This is a genomic window from Stenotrophomonas sp. JAG2, assembly GCF_041080745.1.
GTDB lineage: Bacteria > Pseudomonadota > Gammaproteobacteria > Xanthomonadales > Xanthomonadaceae > Stenotrophomonas > Stenotrophomonas maltophilia_AA.
This window is the reverse complement of record NZ_JBEUMH010000002.1, coordinates 428,732-448,160: the sequence shown is the minus strand read 5'-3', so window position 1 is coordinate 448,160 and position 19,429 is coordinate 428,732. Positions and strand designations below refer to the sequence as shown.

Genomic DNA, 19,429 nt, shown 5'->3' with positions numbered 1-19,429 from the left:
TGCCATGACCTTGATCCGCCCCTTCCTGATCGTTTCGCTGATGCTCGCCGGTAACGCGCACGGTGCGGAGGCACGCTACCTCGGCCTGCTCAACCGGGCCCATGACAGTGTCGTGGCCCTGGACGTCGCGCCTGCCGGGACCGAGGCCTTCACTCCGCGGTCGATCGATGCCCTGCCGGGTGGTGGTGTCGGCACTACGGTCCGGTTGGCCGACGAAGGCTGCCGGTTCGACCTTCGCGTGGCGTTCCGCAACGGCCGGCGCGTGATCTACCGGGATGTGGATGTATGCAGGGGCGATACGCTGGTCATCGCGCCGCTGAAGGAAACACCCGATGATCGCGCGGTTGCGCTGGAGCCACAGCGTGCATCCCGTAGCCGATAACCGTGGCGTGCAGCCAGTGCGTCCCGCGCTTACGGACGCGCACGTGGCATGCGCTGCTCCACCAAGGCCGCGATCCAGTCGATGAAGACGCGCAGCTTGGCGCTGACATGCCGGTTCGGGGGGAACGCAAGGTGCAGCGGCATCGCATCGATGCGCCACTCCGGGAACAGGCGGACCAGCTCGCCGGTGGCCACATGCGGGGCGGCCATGTAGTCGGGAAGCCACAGCGCGCCCAGGCCCGCCACGCCCGCGGCGAGATACGCATTGCCATCATCGACCGCGAGCAGGTGGTGCCCCTTCACCGTGACCTGTTCGTCGCCGCGCTGGAGGGTGTAGGGCAGCACCGTGCCACTGCGCGAGCGCAGGTAGCCGACCACGCGATGCGGGGCCTGCTCAAGGTCCTGCGGATGCGCGGGGATGCCCGCCTGCTGCAGGTAGGCGGGCGAGGCGTGGATGGCGGCCTGCAGATCGCCGATATGGCGCGCGACCAGCGATTGATCCGTGATCTGTCCGCCGCGGATCACGCAGTCCACGTTCTCGTCGATCAGGTCCACGTGGCGATCGCTGACGCCCAGATCGAGCTGGATCTCCGGATAGCGGGCAAGGAAGTCGGGCAGGGCGGGCACCAGCACCAGCCGCGCGAATGGGGCGGGCACGTCCACCCGCAGGCGCCCGCGCGGCGCCGCCGCCGCTGTGGACAGGCTGGTTTCAGCGTCGTCGATGTCGGCCAGCAGCCGGATCACCCGCGCGTAGTAGGCCGCGCCATCGGCGGTGACGTTCACCTGCCGGGTGGTGCGGTTCAACAGGCGCACTCGCAGCCGGGCCTCCAGGTGCTGTACCAGCTGCGTGACCGTGGTGCGGCTCATGTGCAGCGTGTCGGCGGCCTTGGTGAAGCTGCCGGTTTCCACCACCCGGGCGAAGGCCTGCATTGCGTCGAACCGGTCCATCTGCATTCCACGGGGGCTGATTGTTTGGATTCTACAAACAATCCTGGCGGGGAGGCCGCGTTTATCCCGCGCCCCTGCCGGTCTACTGTGGCGCTTCATTCGTGACGGGCCGTTCGTCGGCCCAGGGCAGAGGTTGATCATGGCAACACGTGATGTCGTTTTCCCACCGGGCCGCCAGGCCCTGTACGAGCGCAACCGCTATTCGCCGGCCGTGCGCTCCAATGGCTTCCTGTTCGTGTCCGGTCAGGTCGGCAGCCGCGAGGATGGCTCGCCCGAACCCGACCTCGAGGCGCAGGTGCGGCGCGCGTTCGAGAACCTCAACGCCGTGCTCGGCGCGGCGGGCTGCACGTTCGAGGACGTGGTCGATGTCACCGTGTTCCTGGTCAACCCCGAGCAGATCTTCGAGCGCGTGTGGGCCATCGTGCCGGACTACTGGGGCGAGGCGCCGTATCCGACGCTGACCGGGATCGGGGTGACCTGGCTGTACGGATTCGACGTGGAAATCAAGGTGATTGCGAAGCTGCCGTAGCACGCCTTCACGCGGTGACGGCCGCACGTTGTCGATAGTGGGCCGTCATCCTGCTTCCTGTTGCGGATCCACATGCCCCTGATTCCCGAGCGCGTCCAGCGCTGGCCCCGGCCGTGGCGCGTGGCGTTGCTCTCCTTGTTGGCGCTCTACGTGCTGTACCTGCTGGCAGGCAACGTATTCCTCAATACGCCGCTGTTCGATGCGGTCACCAACCGCAAACCTGAAAAATTCACGATGCAGACCGGGCCGGCGCTGACCCTGATGCCGGGCCAGGCCGTGGTCTGGAACATCCGCATGCGTGGCCAGGCCAACCGAACGCAGTATGTGTTCCGCGCCGATCGGGCCAGTGCGTGGATCGACCTGCCGGCGCTGTTCCGCAAGGAAGTGCGCATTCCGCGCATTGACGCGACCGGGGTGGAAGCCGAGGTCGAGCGGGTCGACAAGGCCATCCCGCCACCGCCGCGCGGCGACCGCGGCTGGACCCTGCGCTTCGATGCCATCCACAGCGACACCATCCGCAGCGGCCGTTTCGGCAAGCTGCTGGTGGTCGGCCAGGGCCACGGCACCGTCGGTTTCCTCAAGCAGCTCAAGGGCGGCCCTTCGGAGCTGTTCGATTCCACGGCAGGCTTCGACGATGCCCAGGTCAGCTTCGATGGGGTCAACGTGCTGGACGATGCGCATATCGCCGCGCGCTTCCACTTCCCGCGCCACTACCGTGACGACGCGCCGGGGCTGCAGAAACTCGGCATCACCTGGGCACAGCTGCAGATCGACGCCCGCAGCCAGGGCCTGCGCATCGACACCGGCGGCCCGCACGTCAAGGTTGGCAGCGCGGTCTCCAATGCGCGGCTGAAGGCGGATGTGACCCTGGAAGACGGCGCGCTGCGACCCGGCAGCCGTCTGGTCTGGCGGCTGCCGCTGCATGCCGGCGTGCACGCCGATGACCGTGGCCTGCTGTCCCTGCAGCTGGACGTGGCGCAGGACATGCGGGTGCAGGCGCGGCTGCCGCGCGACCCGGAGACGGGCAGCGAGATCAACGCCGATGTCCGCGTGACCGGCCGGAAGATACCGTTCCAGGCGCCGGCCGAGCTGCTGCCGCGACTGTCCGGCAGGGTGCAGGGCGCGTGGCAGTTCCAGTCGCTGAACTGGATCAGCGACCTGTTCGTGAAAAAGCCCTGGTTCCATCTGGACGGCGGTGGTCTGCTGAAGGCCGACGTGCTGCTGGCCGAAGGTGAGCTGGCACCGGGCAGCAAGGTGGATATTCCGCAGGTGGCGGCCGTGGCCGAAGTGGCCGGCGTCCGCATGCGTGGCGATGCGCAGGCACAGGGCCGGATTGTCGAGGGCACGCCGGCGCAGGCCGAGCTGAAGGTGCAGATTCCGCGGTTCCAGGCCGCGCCGACCAACGCGCCCAAAGCGCTGTTGTTCGATGGGCGCGAGCTCGCGCTCACCTTGCAGGGCGATGCGCGCCTGAAGCAGTTGAGTGACGGCATGCGCGCGCAGCTGCGCTTCACCGATGCACGCGTGCCGGACCTGACGGCCTACAACCGGTACCTCGGCAACGACAACGTGCGCCTGCTCGGCGGCACCGGACTGCTCAGCGGGGATGTGTCGCTGGATGCGTCCGGCCGGGTCGGCAAGGGCAGGGCCGATCTGCGCGGGACCGGCGCCCGCCTGAGCGTGGCCGGCATCGCGATGCGCGGCGATGCGCAGCTGCAGGCGCGCCTGCAGCGAGCGGATTTCGACAGCCGCCAGTTCGACCTCGGCGGCACCACGGTGGAGCTGCGCAACATCCACGTGGGGGATGAGAAGAGTGATGGACGCTGGTGGGGCAAGGTGGCGATCCGCAGCGGCCACATCGATGCGGCCGCGCCGTTCCAGGTCGATGGGCTGGCCGACCTGCGCCTGCGCGATGCCGGGCCCTTGCTCGGCGTGTTTGCCCAGCGCAGTGAATACCCGCGCTGGGTGCTCGGCATGCTGGACTCGGGCGAAGTGCAGGCCAGTGGCCAGCTGCGCTGGCGCAGTGGCGAGCTGATCGTGGAGGACCTGAAGGCCGAGAACGAGAGGTTGTCCCTGCAGGCGCGGTTGGATCTGAGTCACGCCAAACGCCGGGGCGATCTCTATCTGCGTTGGGGCGTGCTCGGGGCCGGCATCGAGCTGCAGGGCGAACAGCGCAAGTGGCACCTCGCCGGGGCCCGCGACTGGTATGCGGAGCAGCCGCGGTTGCTGCCGGCCAAGCCTGCCGCAGCGAAGCAGGGCAACGGCACGCCCTGACCGACGGCCGTTGCTCCCCCTTGCCGGGCCCGGCTTGGTATCCTCGCCGCGCCCACTGTCTGGTGACAGCGTGCCTTTCGCCGTCATCGACCCGTTATCCCATGAGCAACAGCACCCACCGCGTCCAAGGCCTCAACAACGATGAGGTGGCGGCCGATTGGCCCGCCATCACCGATCGCGAGATCGCCTGGCTGCGCGGGCGCTTCGCCCAGCTGGAGGGCGAGTGCCAGCTGCTGTGGCATAGCCCGCGGCCGCTGTCCGCCGCCGCCATCGTGGAAAGCCAGGGCGGCAGGGTGTTCGTCAAGCGCCATCACGGCAGCGTCCGCACGATCGTGGGACTGGACGAGGAGCATCGGTTCCTGCAGCACCTGGCCGTGCAAGGCGTGCCCGTGGTCGAGGTGCTGCGTGACCGCGACGGTGCAAGCGCGGTCGAGCACGAGGGGTGGACCTATGAGCTGCATAGCGTGGGCCGTGGCCACGACCTGTACCGCGACGCGCCGTCGTGGACGCTGCTGACCGATTCCGCGCAGGCACGCGAGGCGGGACGGATGCTGGCGACGCTGCATCGCGCGTCGGCCAGCTACCGCGGGCCCCAGCGCAGCACGCACCTGCTGGTCGCGCGCGATGATCTGATCCGTGCCGCCGATCCCGTCGCCGCCGTCCAGGCCGGTCTCGCGGATCGCCCCGGCCTGGCGGCCTATCTGGCCCGGCAGGACTGGCAGGCGGACCTGCAGCGTGCCGTGCTGCCGTGGCATGCCGGGCTGGCCGCACGGCTGCAGGCCGAACCGCGCCTGTGGGCGCACAACGACTGGCATGTCTCCAACCTGCTGTGGCGCCCGCACGGCGATACGTCCGTGGTCGCGACCGTGCTCGATGTCGGCCTGGCCTCACCGACCAGTGCCTTGTTCGACCTGGCCACGGCCATCGAACGCAATGCCATCGCTTGGCTGGCGCTGGACCACGGCGAGGAGGCCGTGCGCGTGGATATCGCACTGGCGCTGCTCGCAGGCTATCGCGAGATCGTGCCGCTGTCGGCCGAGCGCGTGCACCTGCTGGCCGATCTGCTGCCGGTCGTGCAGCTGGATTTCGCGCTCTCGGAGGTGGAGTACTTCGAGGGCGTGACCCACTCGCCGGCCAATGCGGACGTGGCGTACCACACCTTCCTGCTGGGGCATGCTGACTGGTTCAGCACCGCCGCAGGGCAGGGCCTGCTGAAGGCGCTGCACGCCGCCGCCTGAGGGCAGGCTCGCAAATCCGTACGGTTTGTAGTGAAATAGTCGCAGAAGCGGGGGTGCCTGGCGAAACCAGGCTGAGAGAGTCCCTTGGAACCTGATCCGGTTTGCACCGGCGTAGGGAGCTTTGAGCAGCAGGCATACCGCCGTGATGGGTCGGTGCGCGTGCGCGCCTTCGCTTCGTCTCCCCTCGCTGATGACGAATCGAATGAACCGCTGCTTCCGCCCCACGTTGTTGTCCGCCGCCCTCTGCGCCGCGCTGCCTCTCCATGCCAACGAACCCGCGGATGCGCCCGAGCGCTCGCCGACCGAACTGGCTGCCGTGCGCGTGCAGGCACATCAGCCGGCGGCCACCGCCACGCAGACCAGCAGCTTCGGCGCCGGTGACTGGAAGAGCACCCCGGCCTCGGTGAACGTGCTGGACCGCGACCTGCTGGACAGCCGCCAGGTCCGTACGCTGTCCGAGTTGGCCAGCAACGATGCCTCGCTGGGCGACAGCTACGCCCCGGTCGGCTACTACCAGAACATCGCCATCCGCGGCTTCCCGCTGGATACCGGCACCGGCTACCGCTTCAACGGGCTGGCCATCACCGGCGAGCAGCGCCTGGCATTGGAGAACATCCAGTCAGTGGAGATCCTCAAGGGCGAGGCGGGTCTCGCCGCGGGCGTCATGGCGCCCGGCGGCATCATCAATTACGTGGGCAAGCGCCCGGCCGAGGTCCGCAACGTCACCCTCGGCACCGACTCGGAAGGCTCGCGCTACACCGCGGTGGATCTCGGCCATTGGCTGTCGCCGCGTTTCGGCGTGCGCTTCAATGCGGCCTGGGAAGACAGCGATTCCTACATCGACCATGCCGATGGCCGCCGCAATTTCTACTCGCTGGCCACTGACTGGTTGATCGGCGAACGCGGCAAGCTGGAAGTGGATGCCAACTACCAGACCAGCGCACAGCGCTCGGCCTCGGGCTATCAGCTGCTGGGCGCCACCGAGCTGCCGCGCGGCGTGGACCGCAAGCACCTGCTGGGTTACCAGGCCTGGCAGCGGCCGGTCGGTATCGACAGCACCAACCTGACCGCCTTGCACACCTACGATTTCAGCACGCGCTGGCAGTCGCGCGTGTCGGCCAGCTACAGCCGCTCGGTGATCGCCGACAACGTCGCCTTTGCGTACGGCTGCTACTACGCCGCCGGATGCGCCGATGGCAGCGTGCCGGGCAACTACTTCGCGCCCAACGGCGACTACGACATCTACGATTACCGCAGTCCGGACGACACCCGCCGCAACCTGGAGTTCCGTGGCGAGCTGCGGGGTGCGTTCGACACGGGTGCCGTCAGTCACGCACTGAGCATTGGCGCGGATCGTTTCGAGCGTACCGTGGACAAGCGCCGCAACGTCAACGAGTACGTGGGCACGGCAAACATCCACGACGCACAGGTGCCGCAGTTCGCGCCGTCGCCGCTGATGCCGGGTGCGTCCGCGCGGCGTCTGGACAGCGCGCAGACGGCGGTCTTCGCGCTGGACCGCATGAGCTTCGGCGATTGGCAGTGGCTGGCCGGGGGCCGTTTCGTGCGCCTGGACGAGCGGGCCTACGACAAGCGCGGCACGCCCGAGCGCCACAGCCGCCTGTCGCGCTTCCTGCCGCAGACCGCGCTGGTCTGGAAGGCCACCGATGAGGTCAACGCCTACGTCAGCTACGTGCGCGGCATCTCGCTCGGCCAGGAGGCCCCGTTCTGGACGTCCAACGAAGGCACGTTCCTGCCCGCGGTGCTGTCGCGCCAGGTCGAAGTGGGCGTCAAGTTCGTCCCCGGCGACGCGCTGACCCTCGGCGCGGCACTGTTCCGCACCTCGCAGCCGTTCCAGTACGCCAAGCCGGACGGCAGCGATGCGGGCTACACCTTCGTCGAAGAAGGGCAGCAGACCCACACCGGGCTGGAGCTCACCGCGCAGGCGCAGCTCAGCGAGCGCCTGTCGCTGACCGCCAGCGCCAGTTTCCTGCGCGCCCGCGCACGCGATGCCGGCACGCCGGACTACGAGGGCCACCAGCTGATCAACGTACCGAAGACCCGCGCGACGGTGCACGCGGAGTACCAGCTGCCGTTCGTGACCGGACTCGGGGTGACCGGTGGCTGGCGCTACGCCGCGTCCAACGTGGCCACGGCCGATGGCCGCGTGAGCGCGCCGGCCTACAGCGTGTTCGATGCCGGCCTGCGCTTCAAGCATCAGGTGGGCGAGCACCCGGTGACGTGGAACCTTTCGGTGGACAACCTGTTCAACCGCTTCTACTGGCGCGATACCGGCAGCAGCTCGGGTGACTACTACCTGTTCCCGGGCGCGCCGCGCCAGGCCCGGTTGTCGGTGACCTTCGCGCTATGAACCCGGCGATCCTGGAATGGTCGGCCGCCGCTGTCAGCATGCTCGGGGTGTGGCTGATGACGCGCCGGGTGCCGTTGGCCTGGCCGGTCGGGTTGGTGTCGGTCGCGCTGTACGCGCTGGTGTTCGTGGAGGCCAGGCTGTATTCGGACACGCTGCTGCAGATCGTGTTCGGCGGCTTCCTGGTCTACGGCTGGGTGCGCTGGCGCGGCCAGGTCGAAGACGATGGCAGGGTTGCGATCCTGCCGCTGGCGCGGGTGGCGTTGTGGCGTGACCTGGGCATCGGCGTGGCCTTTGGTATCGCGCTTGGTGCGGCGATGCACTTCTATACCGATGCAGCGCTGCCGTGGCTGGATGCGATGCTGGCCGCACTGAGCCTGGTCGCCCAGTGGTGGCAGGCGCGGCGGCACACGGCGGCATGGTGGCTGTGGATCCTGGTCGATGTGGTGTACGTCGGGATGTACCTGGTCAAGTCACTGCATGTCACGGCGGCGCTGTATCTGGTCTTCGTGGGCCTGGCGGTGATGGGCCTGCGGGCGTGGACGGCCGCACGTAACGAGAGCATGTTCCACAACGCGGAAGGGCGGCGCGGTTAAGTCCGCGCCGCCCTTCGTCACCTCAGGTCTGCTCTTGACCCGGCGCGGTCAGAACCGCGCCGTGGCACCCACGAAGAACGTCCGCGCGCCACCGTCGTAGTCGTTGCCTTCTTCGATGGTGGAGACATCGCCGAGGTTGAGCACGCCGGCGCGCAGGGTCAGGCTTTCGTTGACGTCGAACCCGGCCACCAGGTCGCAGGTGGTGTAAGCCTTGGCGAAGGTCGAACTGGAGGTGGAGACCAGCTGTTCGCCGATGTGCTGGGCGCTCAGGTTGAGCGACCAGTCGTCGCTGACCTGCCAGTCCAGCGAGGTATTGGCGGTGAGCTTGGGCACGACCAGCAGGTTGGACCCGGTGGTGCGGTTCTTCGATTCCAGCATGCGCGTGGCATTGGTGGTCCAGGTCAGGCGCTCATGCAGCGGCACGGTGACGCTGGCTTCCACGCCCCGGGTACGCGCCTTTTCCACGTTCTGCGCGACGGTCCACCAGAAGCCATTGACGAAGCTGGTGGTCTGGCCGGGGATGTCACGCAGCGGAACCTGCTGGATCTTGTCGTCGAAGTCGGTCAGGAAGTAGGTGGCCGAGGCCAGCCAGCCATTCTTGTCGAAGCCCACGCCGATCTCGTAGTTGGTGCTGGTTTCCGGTTCCAGGTTCGGGTTGCCGGCCATGTAGCAGCCGGTGGTGCCATCGGCGCTGACCGAGCGGCTGTTCCAGCCCTCCACGGTGAGGGCGGTGCAGCCGCGGCCACCGGACTGCGTCGCCGCGCCGGCCGTGCCCTGCTTCAGCGTCGGTGCGCGGAAGCCCTGCGAAACGCCACCGCGGACAGTCCAGGCATCGGACGGATGCCAGACGCCGTAGACGCGCGGGCTCAGGTTGTCGTCGTAGTTGTCGGTGTTGTCCCAGCGCAGGCCGACAGTGAGGATGAAACGTTCGTGCATCGTGATGTGGTCTTCGGCGAACAGCGCCCAGGAATCGGCTTCGCTGGTCGGGCTGATCCGGCCGGTGCCGGTCCAGGTCACCGGCACGGTGCCGATGGTGGCGCTGTTCTCCAGTTCCTCGCGCTTCCACTGGCCACCGACGTTCAGGCTCTGCTCGAAGCCCCAATGGAAGCTGCGGGTGAATGCGGTATCGAACACCGTCTCCTTGGAATGCGTGCCGACCGAGCTGCCCTTGTCTTCGTAATCGTTCTGGACCAGCGTGGTCTTCGAGGTGGCGGCATCGCCGTAACGGCCGTCATGCTTGATCGCGTAGCCGGTCTGCACCAGCTTGGACAGGCCCCAGGCGCCGACGTCACCGGCGCCGCTGTTGCGCTGTTCGCCGCGCGATGCCTCGAAGCCCAGGGTGTGGTCGTCATTGATGCGCCAGTTGAGCAGCGCGTTGGCGTTCTCGGCCTTGTTGCCCGGCGTCTGGTACTCGCCGCGATCCGATTCGCGGTCGGTCACGTTGGCACCCACGCGCAGGCCCAGGTTCCGGGTCAGCGGGCCACTGAACAGCCCGCCCATCTGCAGCGTATTGCCGCGCGTGGAGGAATCGGGCTTGCTGTAGTTGTAGGTGACCGAGCCACCCCATTCGTCGGCGATCTTGCGGGTGATGATGTTGATCACGCCGCCCATGGCGTCGGAACCGTACAGCGAGGACATCGGCCCGCGCACCACTTCGATGCGCTCGATCATGTCCGGCGAGAGCCAGTTCAGATCCTGCGGGCCCAGGTCATCGCGGTAATTCACGCCGGAGGAATTGCCCTGGCGGCGGCCGTCGATGAGGATCAGCGTGTACTGCTCGGGCAGGCCGCGCAGGCGGATCTTGGACTGCGCGCCGGACAGCGCATAGCCACCGGTCACGCCGGGAACCGTGCTCAGCAGCTGGCCGATGCTGCTGACCGGCTTGCGTTCGATCTCCTCGCGGGTGATCACGCTGATACTGGCCGGGGCGTCCTTGATCCACTGCTGGGCGCCGGTGGCGGTGACCACGACGGTGTCCATCTGGCGGGGCGAGGCGGCGGCGTCCGCGGAAGCGTCGGCATGCGCCTGGGCGGTCAGTACCAGGCCAATGGCAACCGCCAGCGTGGCGGCGGAACGGCGGGAAGAGGGGGAGGGGTGCGACATCGCGAAAAAATACTCCGTGGCTATGGGAGCCCGCTGGCGATGGCTGGGGACGTCCGTGTGGGGGTTTCAAGAAATCTTAACAATCGTATCACGAACCATTCGCATTTGAAATGTAGTGATACACGGCGCGGCCTCCCGTAGCGCAGCTGTCGCGCGGGGGCGGGTGGCCGTTTGTCGACCGCCTTATTCGACCAGGGTCAGCTGACGCCTGAAACTCGGCCGCAGGGCAAGTTTGTGGGTGACGCTGGTGATCGTCCGGCGCGGGTCGGTCGGGTGCGGCCGGGACGCGGTGCTGCTCCTGCCCTGGCGCCACAGCCCGAACATCACGATCTCCGCGCCCAGCGGATAGGAGCGCAGCCACGCGGCGTCGGCGTGGCCGACGCTGACCTCGAAGAAATCACGACGGTCCGCTACACCCGTCTGCTGATACTTCGGCGCGCAGTTGAGGTAGGTGACGCCATGGGGCTCACCCGGCTGCGGTGATCGGTGCGACCGCACCGTGCCAAGCAAGGCCATCGGCAGCTCGCTGGAGGACGCGCCAAGGCGCTCCCACGCCTCGTCGTAGCGGTCCAGTGCGTAAAAGAAATTGGCCCAGTCGACCTTCTTCTTGCCCAGCCGCAGGGTGAGGTGTGCAGCGAGCAAGGCGTCGCTCTCGTCCATGGCGCGCAGCGTGAGCAGGTCGGCGAGGGTGCGCAGACAGCCCTCGATTTGCGGATCCGCCGCCGGGACAGCCGTCGGCCCGGCGCTGCCGCGTTTCAGGGCCTGCTGGAGGATCAACAGGCGAAGCTCATGCTTGCCATCGTCCACGGCGGGCAGGAACTCGGGATCGGCTCCGCTGGCAAGGAGGGCCTGCAGGTGTCCGGGGGCGTTGTAGCGGCAGCCGGCAAGATGCTCGCTGCCTTTCTGCAGCGCGATGTAGGCGGGGACCAAAAGGGGCGGGGCACGATCCACGCCGGGCCTGCTGTGCTCGGGCACGAACCGCACCGGCACGTTGCAGCCATCGCACAACAGGGTCGGCAGGGTCTGCTGCGCGTCATGGCGCTTCTGCAGGTCGCCCACCCGGTGCAGGGTGCCGTGCGTGCCCACCGCCTTGCGCATCTTGATTCCGCGACTCATCTGCAACCACTGCTTCGTTCAATGGCGACCATCATAGTCGCTTCGATCAGTCGCCCTGCGTCGCAAACCGCAGCCGGTTGTGGTCCGGATCGATCACCATCATCTCGCGCCCGCCCCAGGGCACGTCCGCCGGCGGCCGGAACACCGGCGCTCCGGCCGCGACAAACGCAGCGTGCAGTGCATCCACGTCCGGGACGTGGAAATAGACGGCGCCGCCAGGCTCGCAGTCGCCGGCATGCTCGCTCAGGAACAACGATTGGCCCTCACGGCTGATCTGCACGAACAGCGGCATGTCCGGGGCGAACCGGTGTTCCCAGTCGATTGCAAACCCCAGGCGCTGGTAGAAGGGCACGCTGACCGTGGCATCGGTCATGCGCAGCTGGGGGATGACGGTCTGCTGCATCAATGATCGCCTCAGCCCGGATAGGCAGGGAAACGCTGATCCGGGTGGGTTTTCTTCCATTCGGTATGCGCCACGGTGCCTTCCCAGGACAGGAAGGCATTGGGCACCCGGCCGCGGCCCGACCAGGTGGCGCCGCTGTGCGGCAACCAGAAACGCGGTGGCAGATCTTCTTTGGCGGCCTTGGCGGGCTTCTCACGCCTGGCCGCGCCTTCGGTTCCGACCAGTGCCTGGATCCGGCGCTGCTGCTCCGGAGTGAAGTCAGCGAAGCTGGTGCTCAGCAGCAGGGTGACGCGCTCGTAGGCCTCCCGGGTGGCGGCCTTCAGCAGTGCCTGCTCATCCATGCCCGATCGCGCGACCGCCGCTGCCAGGCTGGCGTTGATCTTGGATGCGGAGCGGGCAGTGGAGGGCGTTCGGGGCATGGGATTCCAGGGTAGGTGGGACTGACGGAGGGCACGATAGCAAATGCCGGCGTGAAGCCATCGCAGATCGCCGCGAGGGGAAAGCTGTACTTTCGCCAAACTGAACAGGGGGAGGTTCATCTGCGGGTGCGCAATGTTCCGGCAATCTTCGGCCACCAGATTCGATTCAACACCGTTCCACTCAAAGGATCCAACGATGCTTACCTCGACCGCTTTCAGCTTCCGTGGCCTGGCCCTCGCGTTGGCCCTGACCGCCGGCGTGACCGCCGCAGGCAACGCCGATGCGATGTCGCGCAAGGACAAGAACACGCTGGTGGGTGCCGTGGTGGGTGGCGTCGCCGGGCACGTGTTGTCCAACGGCGATCCGCTGATGACCGCAGGTGGCGCAGTGGCGGGCGGTGCGATTGGCAACGTGACCACCAAGGATCGCCGCGACCGTGACTATCGCTACGACCGTGATCGCCGCTATGACCGCGACCACCGTTACGAGCGCAGCAGCCGCCACGACCGCCGTCATGACCAGCGCCGCTGGAACCAGGACCGTCGCCACCACAACCGCGGCTGGCGCTGACGGTGGGCGCAGCCCGTGGCAAGTGCCAGGGCTGCGCTTGCTTCCCCTGACGGTTCGGGATGAGTGGGGAGCTGACGGCGGAATCCGGCGCGCTGCTGTCCAAGGACTGGGCGCTGCTCAGCGTCAGCGGCGACCCTGTGGAAAGCGAGGCCTCCAGATGGACGGGGCCGGGCTGGACGCTGGAGCTCAGCGAGGGGTGGAGCCTCGACAGGGACGCAGAAGGGTGGCGTCTGCAGACCCTGCCGTGACGGTTATGAAGCCAGCCGATGCTTGGGCGTCCGGATGCAGATGTCTCTCATGGATCACGCTACGCCCTCCTCACGATCCGGCACTTCATCCTGGTTAGCCTTGCTTCCCTGACAGCATCCACGCGCACGAGACAACAATCACGAGGACGCAAACGGCCAGGCATATCCAGGCCCTTCGGCTGCCAGCCTGGCCAAGCGAGTCGAGTAGCGCGCTGAAGATGTGACCAATGAAGTCCATGGTTCGTTTCCCTTGGAATCGGCGGCGCAATCAGAGTTCTGCGGATGCTATTTCGATCGCGGTACGCCAACTGAGTGAGGCTGTCACGACGCATGTCCTGTAGGTATTGTGTGCGGATACCCCGAGAATATATGCAAGAACTTGCCCTGCGGACTTTGCGATGTACGACCATCCGGGAATCCATCCAACCGGCTTGGGCACCAAACCGAAGGCTGCTGAACAGTCGATTATTTCCTTGGTAACGGTCCCCAGAATGTCACCAACGTCGACATTCATGTTCCAGTTGGCGGCCTGCGAGGAACTCCAGATCGACGCTGCAACGGACCTGAGTGCCGCTTGATCCTCGTTGCTGGGCATATCCGAATGCATATCGACGCCGGGAAGAGCCTCATGCGAGTGCTCAGGCGGGCGCTTGATCCCTGCTTGCGAGGAGAATCGTGCCGCCCAAACACGTAGCGCGGGATGCGGCTTTCCATCCGAGGCATCAGAGTAAAAAACGTGCCCTAGAGCTTCATCATAGTAGGCAGCATGAACACGGCCATCTGCGTAGTACACGAAGGCAGCGGCATGCGTGTTGGGCGACCCATTTTCCATCCGTCGATCAGGATTCCCCCGTCTTTCAGTCGGACGGGATTGGCCATCTGTTCGAAGTTGACGGAAAACCGGGCATAGTGTGTGCCCAGTGCGTGTCGCAGACCGTTCTGGACACCCGCGACCAGAGTTACCTCCTCAAGTCCGCCGTTGGATTCCGCTGGCAACGGTTGAGCCCAAGCCGTACCCAGTGCCAGAGCTGTGCACAGTACTGCGATACGGAACTGCTTTGCCGACGTACTCATCGCATCACTTTCCTCGTCATTGGCGGCAAGTCCTCAATGCGATACGGATGCCGCACAAGGACCATAGAGTAGGAATTCGTCTGTCGCCACTGAATTCTGGAAGGTGCCATGGGAACTGGGATGCGCCTCACATCCAATCGATCACGCAGCACATCAGCGGAGAATTATTCGGTTGATGAAGCTCGCAGCATGGGACCCGACGTAGATCTGCTCCAAGAAGACCAGGCTGGGCGCTGCGCTGGGCGAGACAGTGGGTGGGCTATCGTATGCTGGGTATCACGGAGTCGGTTGTGAGTGACGCATCGCATCGCATAAGAACGCACGTCCAGTCCGGCGACCATGCGCAGGCGTATGCCGTTGGCAAGGCGGCTTTGCGTGATATGCCTGACAACCAGGCCGTGCTGTCTGCGCTTTTCGAACTGACCGCAACGCTCCGCTCCGAGTGCATGGACATGGCGAGCCGACGAATGGACGCCAGCACCACCTACGCCGCCACCGAAGCGCTTCTGCGTGAGGTCAATGAACTCACCGGGCAGGACATGTACGGTCGGCCCTGGGGCTAGCACCCCGTAGCGGCGGCGCTGCCGCCACGCTTGCTTTGGCCTGTACCCGCGCCCATGGCCGGACTGATCCGGGCAGGACTGCTGCTCCACGCCCCGACACCCTGACGACTGCCCCCCGTGCCCGGCCTGCCTAAGCGCAGCCCAGGCGGCATCGCCATGCCTGCGGTTTGGCGTGGCCATCCGCGCAGCAGGTTGCGCACACAGAAACCGCTTGACCTTCCCAGCGTGGCATGCCGGACAACGGTCGCCGGAGCCGTTCCGGTTCAGCAATCCAGACAACCAACCGCAGTCGCGAAAGGCACAACGATGACACTCACGCGCACCACCTTGATGACCCTGGCGATCGGCGCCGCACTCGCCCTCGCTGGATGCAGGGAGACCGCGCCCGGCGCGGGCTCCACCCAGCCGCCCGGTGTGCCGGTCGCCGAGGTCATCGTCCGCCCGGTAACGCCCTTCGCAGAATTCACCGGCTCGCTGACGGCGGTCAAGCAGGTGGAACTGCGCCCGCGCGTTGCCGGTTACATCCAGCAGGTCAGCGTGCCGGAGGGAAGCTTCGTGGAGAAGGGCAAGGCGCTCTTCCACATCGACCCGCGACCGTTCCAGGCCGCACGCGATGCGGCTGCCGCGCGTCTGCGCGAAGCGCAAGCGGTCTCGGCGCTCGCCCAGGCCGACCACGCACGCGCCGAGCAGCTGTTCGCCCAGAAGATCGTGGCCCGCAACCGGCTGGACTCGGCCACGGCGGCGTTGAATGCCGGCAAGGCACAGGTGGACGCGGCCAAGGCGGCGCTGGATGCCGCGCAACTGGACCTGGGCTTCACCCACGTCACCTCCCCGATCAGTGGTCGGGTGGGGCAGGTCCTGGTCACCGAAGGCAACTTCGTTGCCGCCGGGGTGACGCCGCTCACCACGATCGTGTCGATCAACCCGCTCCACGTCTATTTCGACGTGGACGAGCGCACCTATCTGCGCTCACTGGCCGCGGGCCGGACGCAGGACGCCGCGGCCGGTCCGGCAGCCGCCAAGGTCGCGGTGGCGCTGGTCACCGACAAGGACTACAGCCGCGAGGGGCGACTCGACTTCCTCTCCAACGCGGCCGATCGCGGGACGGGGACGGTGCGCGTGCGCGCGGTGATCGACAACCCCGATGGCCAGCTCACCCCCGGCCTGTTCGCCAAGGTAAGACTGGAGGCGGGTCCGTCGAAGGACCGGGTACTGGTGTCGGATCAGTCGATCAGCACCGATCAGGGCCACCGGTACGTGCTGGTGGTGGGGAAGGGGGATACGACCGAATACCGCCCGGTCGAACTCGGCCCGGTAGTGGATGGGCTGCGGGTCATCGAGCAGGGCCTGCAGCGCGGCGATCGCATCGTCGTCAAGGGCCTGGTGCGCCCCGGCATGAAGGTGACGCCGCAGGCGAGTGCCATTGACGGTACGCCGCTCAAGGCGCCGGCGAAGAAAGGAGTGGCGCAGTGAATTTCCCGCGTTTCTTCATTGATCGGCCGATCTTCGCCATCGTGCTGTCGGTGCTGATGGTGATCGCCGGCATCGTCGCCTTCTTCCAGTTGCCGCTGAGCGAGTATCCGGCGGTGACGCCGCCTACTGTCCAGGTCACGGCGTCCTATCCGGGTGCCAATCCCAAGGTGATCGCCGAGACGGTGGCAGCCCCCCTGGAGCAGGCCATCACCGGTGTCGAAGGCATGATGTACATGTCTTCGCAGTCCGCGACCGACGGCCGGATGATCCTCACCGTCACCTTTGCCGACGGGACCAATCCGGACATGGCACAGGTCCAGGTGCAGAACCGGGTCTCGCGTGCGTTGCCGCGCCTGCCTGCCGAAGTGCAGCGCCAGGGCGTGGTGACCCAGAAGACGTCTCCCGACATCCTGATGGTGGTCCACCTGCTGTCGCCGGACAAGCGGTACGACCCGCTCTACATCTCCAACTATGCCTATCTGCAGGTGCGCGACGAGCTGTCCCGCATTCCCGGCATCAGCGATGTGCTGGTCTGGGGAGCGGGCGAGTACAGCATGCGGCTCTGGCTGGATCCCAGCCTCATCGCCGCCCGCGGCTTGACTGCCGGCGATGTCATTGCCGCGGTGCGCGAGCAGAATGTGCAGGTCGCCGCCGGTTCGGTCGGGCAGGCGCCGGATTCCACCGCTGCCTTCCAGGTGACGGTGAACACGCTGGGCCGCCTGACCGACGAAGAACAGTTCGGCGACATCATCATCCGCACCGGCGATGACGGCCAGGTCACCCGCCTGCGCGACGTGGCACGGATCGAGATGGGTGCCGATGCCTATGCGCTGCGCAGCCTGCTCGATGGTGAGCCGGCGGTGGCCCTGCAGATCATCCAGAGCCCGGGCGCGAATGCACTCGATGTGTCGGCCGCCGTGCGCGAGACCATGGGCAGGCTGGAGAAGAACTTCCCGGAAGGCCTCTCGTCGCGCATCGCGTATGACCCGACGGTCTTCGTGAGGGCCTCGCTGGAATCGGTCGCGACCACGCTGCTGGAAGCGATCATCCTGGTGGTCATCGTGGTGGTGTTGTTCCTGCGCAACTGGCGGGCCTCGCTGATCCCGCTGCTGGCCGTTCCGGTCTCCCTGATCGGCACCTTCGCCGTGATGCATCTGATGGGGTTCTCGCTCAACACGCTGTCCCTGTTCGGCCTGGTGCTCTCCATCGGCATCGTCGTCGATGATGCGATCGTGGTGGTGGAGAACGTCGAACGGCATATCGAGGACGGCGAGGAGCCGCTGGAGGCGGCGCGGCGTGCCATGCGCGAGGTGACCGGGCCGATCATCGCCATCACCTCGGTGCTGGCTGCGGTATTCATTCCCACGGCCTTCCTGACCGGCCTGCAGGGCGAGTTCTATCGGCAGTTCGCCCTGACCATCGCGATCTCCACGATTCTGTCCGCGGTCAACTCGCTCACGCTCAGCCCGGCGCTGGCCGGGATGCTGCTGCGACCGCGCACGATCGCACCTCCACGCGATCCGCGCAGCCTGCGTGGCCGTGCCGGGCGGGTGTTCCAGCGGCTCAGCCGTCCCTTCGAGCGCGCACCGGACGCGTATGGCAATGGCGTGCGCAAACTCGTGCGGGTCAGTGGGGTAGCGCTGTTTGTTTACGGTGGATTGCTCGCGCTGACCTTGTTCGGCTTCAAGGTGGTGCCGCCCGGTTTCGTGCCGATGCAGGACAAGTATTACCTGGTGGGCATCGCCCAGTTGCCCAACTCGGCCTCGTTGGACCGCACCGACGACGTCGTCAAGCAGATGTCGAAGCTCGCACTTGCCGAGCCGGGCGTCGAGAGCGTGGTCGCCTTCCCGGGGCTGTCCATCAATGGCTTCGTCAACGTGCCCAACGCAGCGGTCATGTTCGTCATGCTCGATCCGTTCAAGGACCGTACGTCGCCTGATCTCGCGGCGACGGCGATCGCAGGACGCCTGCAGGCGAAGTTTGCCGGCATCCAGGATGGCTTCCTTGGTGTATTCCCGCCACCGCCCGTCCCCGGGCTGGGCGCCACCGGCGGCTTCAAGATGCAGATCGAGGATCGCGGCGGAGTGGGGCTGGACGCCCTGGTCCAGCAGACCCAGATCCTGATGATGAAGGCCACCGAATCCGGCCAGGTTGCCGGGTTGATGACCAGCCTGGATGTCAACGCGCCGCAGCTGGACGTGGTGATCGACCGGACCAAGGCCAAGAGCCAGGGCGTGCCCTTGGCGGATGTCTTCGAGTCCCTGCAGGTCTACCTGGGCTCGCTGTACATCAACGACTTCAACCGCTTCGGTCGCACCTACAAGGTCACCGCCCAGGGGGACGCGGAACACCGCATGCAGGCCGAGGCGATCGGCCAACTGCAGGTGCGCAATGCCGCCGGTCAGATGATGCCGCTGTCGTCATTCGTGACGGTCACGCCGAGCTCGGGTCCGGACCGTGTCATCCACTACAACGGCTATCCCTCGGCCGACATCTCCGGCGGCGCGCCACCCGGGGTCAGCTCGGGGCAGGTCGTGGCGGTGATGGAGCGCCTGGCCAAGGAAGTGCTGCCCGAGGGCGTGAGTTTTGAGTGGACCGAGCTGACCTACCAGCAGAAGCTGGCCGGCGACGCGGCGCTGTACATCTTCCCGCTGTGCGTGCTGCTCGCCTACCTGATCCTTGCCGCGCAGTACAACAGCTGGTTGCTGCCGTTGTCGGTGCTGCTGATCGTGCCGATGTGTCTGCTCAGCGCGATCGGCGGGGTCTGGCTGATGGGGGGCGACAACAACGTGTTCGTGCAGATCGGCCTGATCGTCCTGGTCGGGCTGGCGGCGAAGAATGCGATTCTCATCGTCGAGTTCGCCCGGACGCTCGAGGCGGAGGGATGGGCCACCGTGGATGCGGTGGTGGAAGCGTGCCGCCTGCGGCTGCGTCCCATCGTGATGACGTCGCTGGCCTTCATCGCCGGTGTGGTGCCGCTGGTACTGGCGACCGGTGCGGGCGCCGAGATGCGCCAGGCGATGGGCGTGGCGGTCTTTGCCGGCATGTTGGGGGTGACCGTGTTCGGCCTGTTCCTGACGCCGGTGTTCTATGTGGTGATCCGCCGCATTTCGTCCCGCTTCTAGAGGCGC

The 19,429-nt window shown here is 66.7% G+C and carries 16 protein-coding genes and 1 riboswitch; of the genes, 11 read left to right on the top strand and 5 right to left on the bottom strand.

The features are described from left to right. Window positions 1–4 precede the first annotated feature (4 nt). Window positions 5–382 carry a hypothetical protein gene (locus AB9O74_RS04110; RefSeq protein WP_369348539.1) on the top strand — a complete coding sequence of 126 codons (378 nt, stop codon included), beginning with the start codon at window positions 5–7 and terminating at the stop codon, window positions 380–382. A 29-nt stretch (window positions 383–411) separates the two neighbouring features. On the opposite strand, the gene AB9O74_RS04105 is transcribed toward AB9O74_RS04110, so the two are convergent. Further along, window positions 412–1,329 carry a LysR family transcriptional regulator gene (locus AB9O74_RS04105; protein WP_369348538.1) on the bottom strand — a complete coding sequence of 306 codons (918 nt, stop codon included), beginning with the start codon at window positions 1,327–1,329 and terminating at the stop codon, window positions 412–414. Between the two features lie 139 nt (window positions 1,330–1,468). On the opposite strand from AB9O74_RS04105, the gene AB9O74_RS04100 reads away from it, so the two are divergent. The 5 genes from AB9O74_RS04100 to pnuC all read left to right on the top strand — a co-directional run bounded on the left by AB9O74_RS04100 (window position 1,469) and on the right by pnuC (window position 8,328). Further along, window positions 1,469–1,858 (top strand): RidA family protein, encoded by a 390-nt coding sequence (locus AB9O74_RS04100; RefSeq protein ID WP_176988673.1) that lies wholly within the window; start codon window positions 1,469–1,471, stop codon window positions 1,856–1,858. 72 nt (window positions 1,859–1,930) lie between these two features. Then, window positions 1,931–4,129, top strand: a complete 2,199-nt coding sequence (locus AB9O74_RS04095) for a hypothetical protein (RefSeq protein WP_369348537.1) — start codon at window positions 1,931–1,933, stop codon at window positions 4,127–4,129. Window positions 4,130–4,230: 101 nt separating this feature from the next. Then, a complete protein-coding gene (locus tag AB9O74_RS04090) occupies window positions 4,231–5,367 on the top strand; it encodes a phosphotransferase enzyme family protein (RefSeq protein ID WP_369348536.1) in 1,137 nt (378 codons plus the stop codon). A 39-nt stretch (window positions 5,368–5,406) separates the two neighbouring features. Next, window positions 5,407–5,502: riboswitch (TPP riboswitch) on the top strand. 67 nt (window positions 5,503–5,569) lie between these two features. Beyond that, window positions 5,570–7,735, top strand: a complete 2,166-nt coding sequence (locus tag AB9O74_RS04085; RefSeq protein WP_369348535.1) for a TonB-dependent siderophore receptor — start codon at window positions 5,570–5,572, stop codon at window positions 7,733–7,735. Next, entirely contained in the window at window positions 7,732–8,328 is a 597-nt protein-coding gene (gene pnuC, locus AB9O74_RS04080) for a nicotinamide riboside transporter PnuC (protein WP_369348534.1), read from the top strand. The genes AB9O74_RS04085 and pnuC overlap by 4 nt, the downstream gene beginning before the upstream one ends. A gap of 48 nt (window positions 8,329–8,376) precedes the next feature. On the opposite strand, the gene AB9O74_RS04075 is transcribed toward pnuC, so the two are convergent. The 4 genes from AB9O74_RS04075 to AB9O74_RS04060 all read right to left on the bottom strand — a co-directional run bounded on the left by AB9O74_RS04075 (window position 8,377) and on the right by AB9O74_RS04060 (window position 12,369). Beyond that, entirely contained in the window at window positions 8,377–10,431 is a 2,055-nt protein-coding gene (locus AB9O74_RS04075; RefSeq protein ID WP_369348533.1) for a TonB-dependent receptor, read from the bottom strand. A 183-nt stretch (window positions 10,432–10,614) separates the two neighbouring features. Beyond that, entirely contained in the window at window positions 10,615–11,529 is a 915-nt protein-coding gene (locus AB9O74_RS04070) for a hypothetical protein (RefSeq protein ID WP_369348532.1), read from the bottom strand. A 64-nt stretch (window positions 11,530–11,593) separates the two neighbouring features. Then, window positions 11,594–11,950, bottom strand: a complete 357-nt coding sequence (locus tag AB9O74_RS04065) for a VOC family protein (protein WP_179458704.1) — start codon at window positions 11,948–11,950, stop codon at window positions 11,594–11,596. A gap of 11 nt (window positions 11,951–11,961) precedes the next feature. Continuing rightward, entirely contained in the window at window positions 11,962–12,369 is a 408-nt protein-coding gene (locus AB9O74_RS04060; RefSeq protein WP_369348531.1) for an H-NS family nucleoid-associated regulatory protein, read from the bottom strand. Between the two features lie 196 nt (window positions 12,370–12,565). Between AB9O74_RS04060 and AB9O74_RS04055 the strand changes: the two genes are divergently transcribed. The 5 genes from AB9O74_RS04055 to AB9O74_RS04035 all read left to right on the top strand — a co-directional run bounded on the left by AB9O74_RS04055 (window position 12,566) and on the right by AB9O74_RS04035 (window position 19,423). Next, window positions 12,566–12,940, top strand: coding sequence for a glycine zipper 2TM domain-containing protein (locus tag AB9O74_RS04055; protein ID WP_176988680.1), 375 nt, complete (start codon window positions 12,566–12,568; stop codon window positions 12,938–12,940). Window positions 12,941–13,586: 646 nt separating this feature from the next. Then, on the top strand, window positions 13,587–13,766 hold the full coding sequence (locus AB9O74_RS04050) for a hypothetical protein (RefSeq protein WP_369348530.1): 180 nt from the start codon (window positions 13,587–13,589) through the stop codon (window positions 13,764–13,766). 786 nt (window positions 13,767–14,552) lie between these two features. After that, entirely contained in the window at window positions 14,553–14,825 is a 273-nt protein-coding gene (locus AB9O74_RS04045; protein ID WP_369348529.1) for a hypothetical protein, read from the top strand. A gap of 306 nt (window positions 14,826–15,131) precedes the next feature. Then, window positions 15,132–16,298: an efflux RND transporter periplasmic adaptor subunit gene (locus tag AB9O74_RS04040; RefSeq protein WP_369348528.1), complete on the top strand. Its 1,167-nt coding sequence runs from the start codon at window positions 15,132–15,134 to the stop codon at window positions 16,296–16,298. After that, window positions 16,295–19,423: an efflux RND transporter permease subunit gene (locus tag AB9O74_RS04035; protein ID WP_369348527.1), complete on the top strand. Its 3,129-nt coding sequence runs from the start codon at window positions 16,295–16,297 to the stop codon at window positions 19,421–19,423. Before AB9O74_RS04040 ends, AB9O74_RS04035 begins: the two co-directional genes overlap by 4 nt. Window positions 19,424–19,429 lie beyond the last annotated feature (6 nt).

Excerpts from the sequence above, each read along its gene's own strand:
- AB9O74_RS04110 (WP_369348539.1), top strand. The coding sequence starts at position 5 with ATGACCTTGATCCGCCCCTTCCTGATCGTTTCGCTGATGCTCGCCGGT.
- AB9O74_RS04105 (WP_369348538.1), bottom strand. The coding sequence starts at position 1,329 with ATGGACCGGTTCGACGCAATGCAGGCCTTCGCCCGGGTGGTGGAAACC.
- AB9O74_RS04100 (WP_176988673.1), top strand. The coding sequence starts at position 1,469 with ATGGCAACACGTGATGTCGTTTTCCCACCGGGCCGCCAGGCCCTGTAC.
- AB9O74_RS04095 (WP_369348537.1), top strand. The coding sequence starts at position 1,931 with ATGCCCCTGATTCCCGAGCGCGTCCAGCGCTGGCCCCGGCCGTGGCGC.
- AB9O74_RS04090 (WP_369348536.1), top strand. The coding sequence starts at position 4,231 with ATGAGCAACAGCACCCACCGCGTCCAAGGCCTCAACAACGATGAGGTG.
- AB9O74_RS04085 (WP_369348535.1), top strand. The coding sequence starts at position 5,570 with ATGAACCGCTGCTTCCGCCCCACGTTGTTGTCCGCCGCCCTCTGCGCC.
- pnuC (WP_369348534.1), top strand. The coding sequence starts at position 7,732 with ATGAACCCGGCGATCCTGGAATGGTCGGCCGCCGCTGTCAGCATGCTC.
- AB9O74_RS04075 (WP_369348533.1), bottom strand. The coding sequence starts at position 10,431 with ATGTCGCACCCCTCCCCCTCTTCCCGCCGTTCCGCCGCCACGCTGGCG.
- AB9O74_RS04070 (WP_369348532.1), bottom strand. The coding sequence starts at position 11,529 with ATGCGCAAGGCGGTGGGCACGCACGGCACCCTGCACCGGGTGGGCGAC.
- AB9O74_RS04065 (WP_179458704.1), bottom strand. The coding sequence starts at position 11,950 with ATGCAGCAGACCGTCATCCCCCAGCTGCGCATGACCGATGCCACGGTC.
- AB9O74_RS04060 (WP_369348531.1), bottom strand. The coding sequence starts at position 12,369 with ATGCCCCGAACGCCCTCCACTGCCCGCTCCGCATCCAAGATCAACGCC.
- AB9O74_RS04055 (WP_176988680.1), top strand. The coding sequence starts at position 12,566 with ATGCTTACCTCGACCGCTTTCAGCTTCCGTGGCCTGGCCCTCGCGTTG.
- AB9O74_RS04050 (WP_369348530.1), top strand. The coding sequence starts at position 13,587 with ATGTACGACCATCCGGGAATCCATCCAACCGGCTTGGGCACCAAACCG.
- AB9O74_RS04040 (WP_369348528.1), top strand. The coding sequence starts at position 15,132 with ATGACACTCACGCGCACCACCTTGATGACCCTGGCGATCGGCGCCGCA.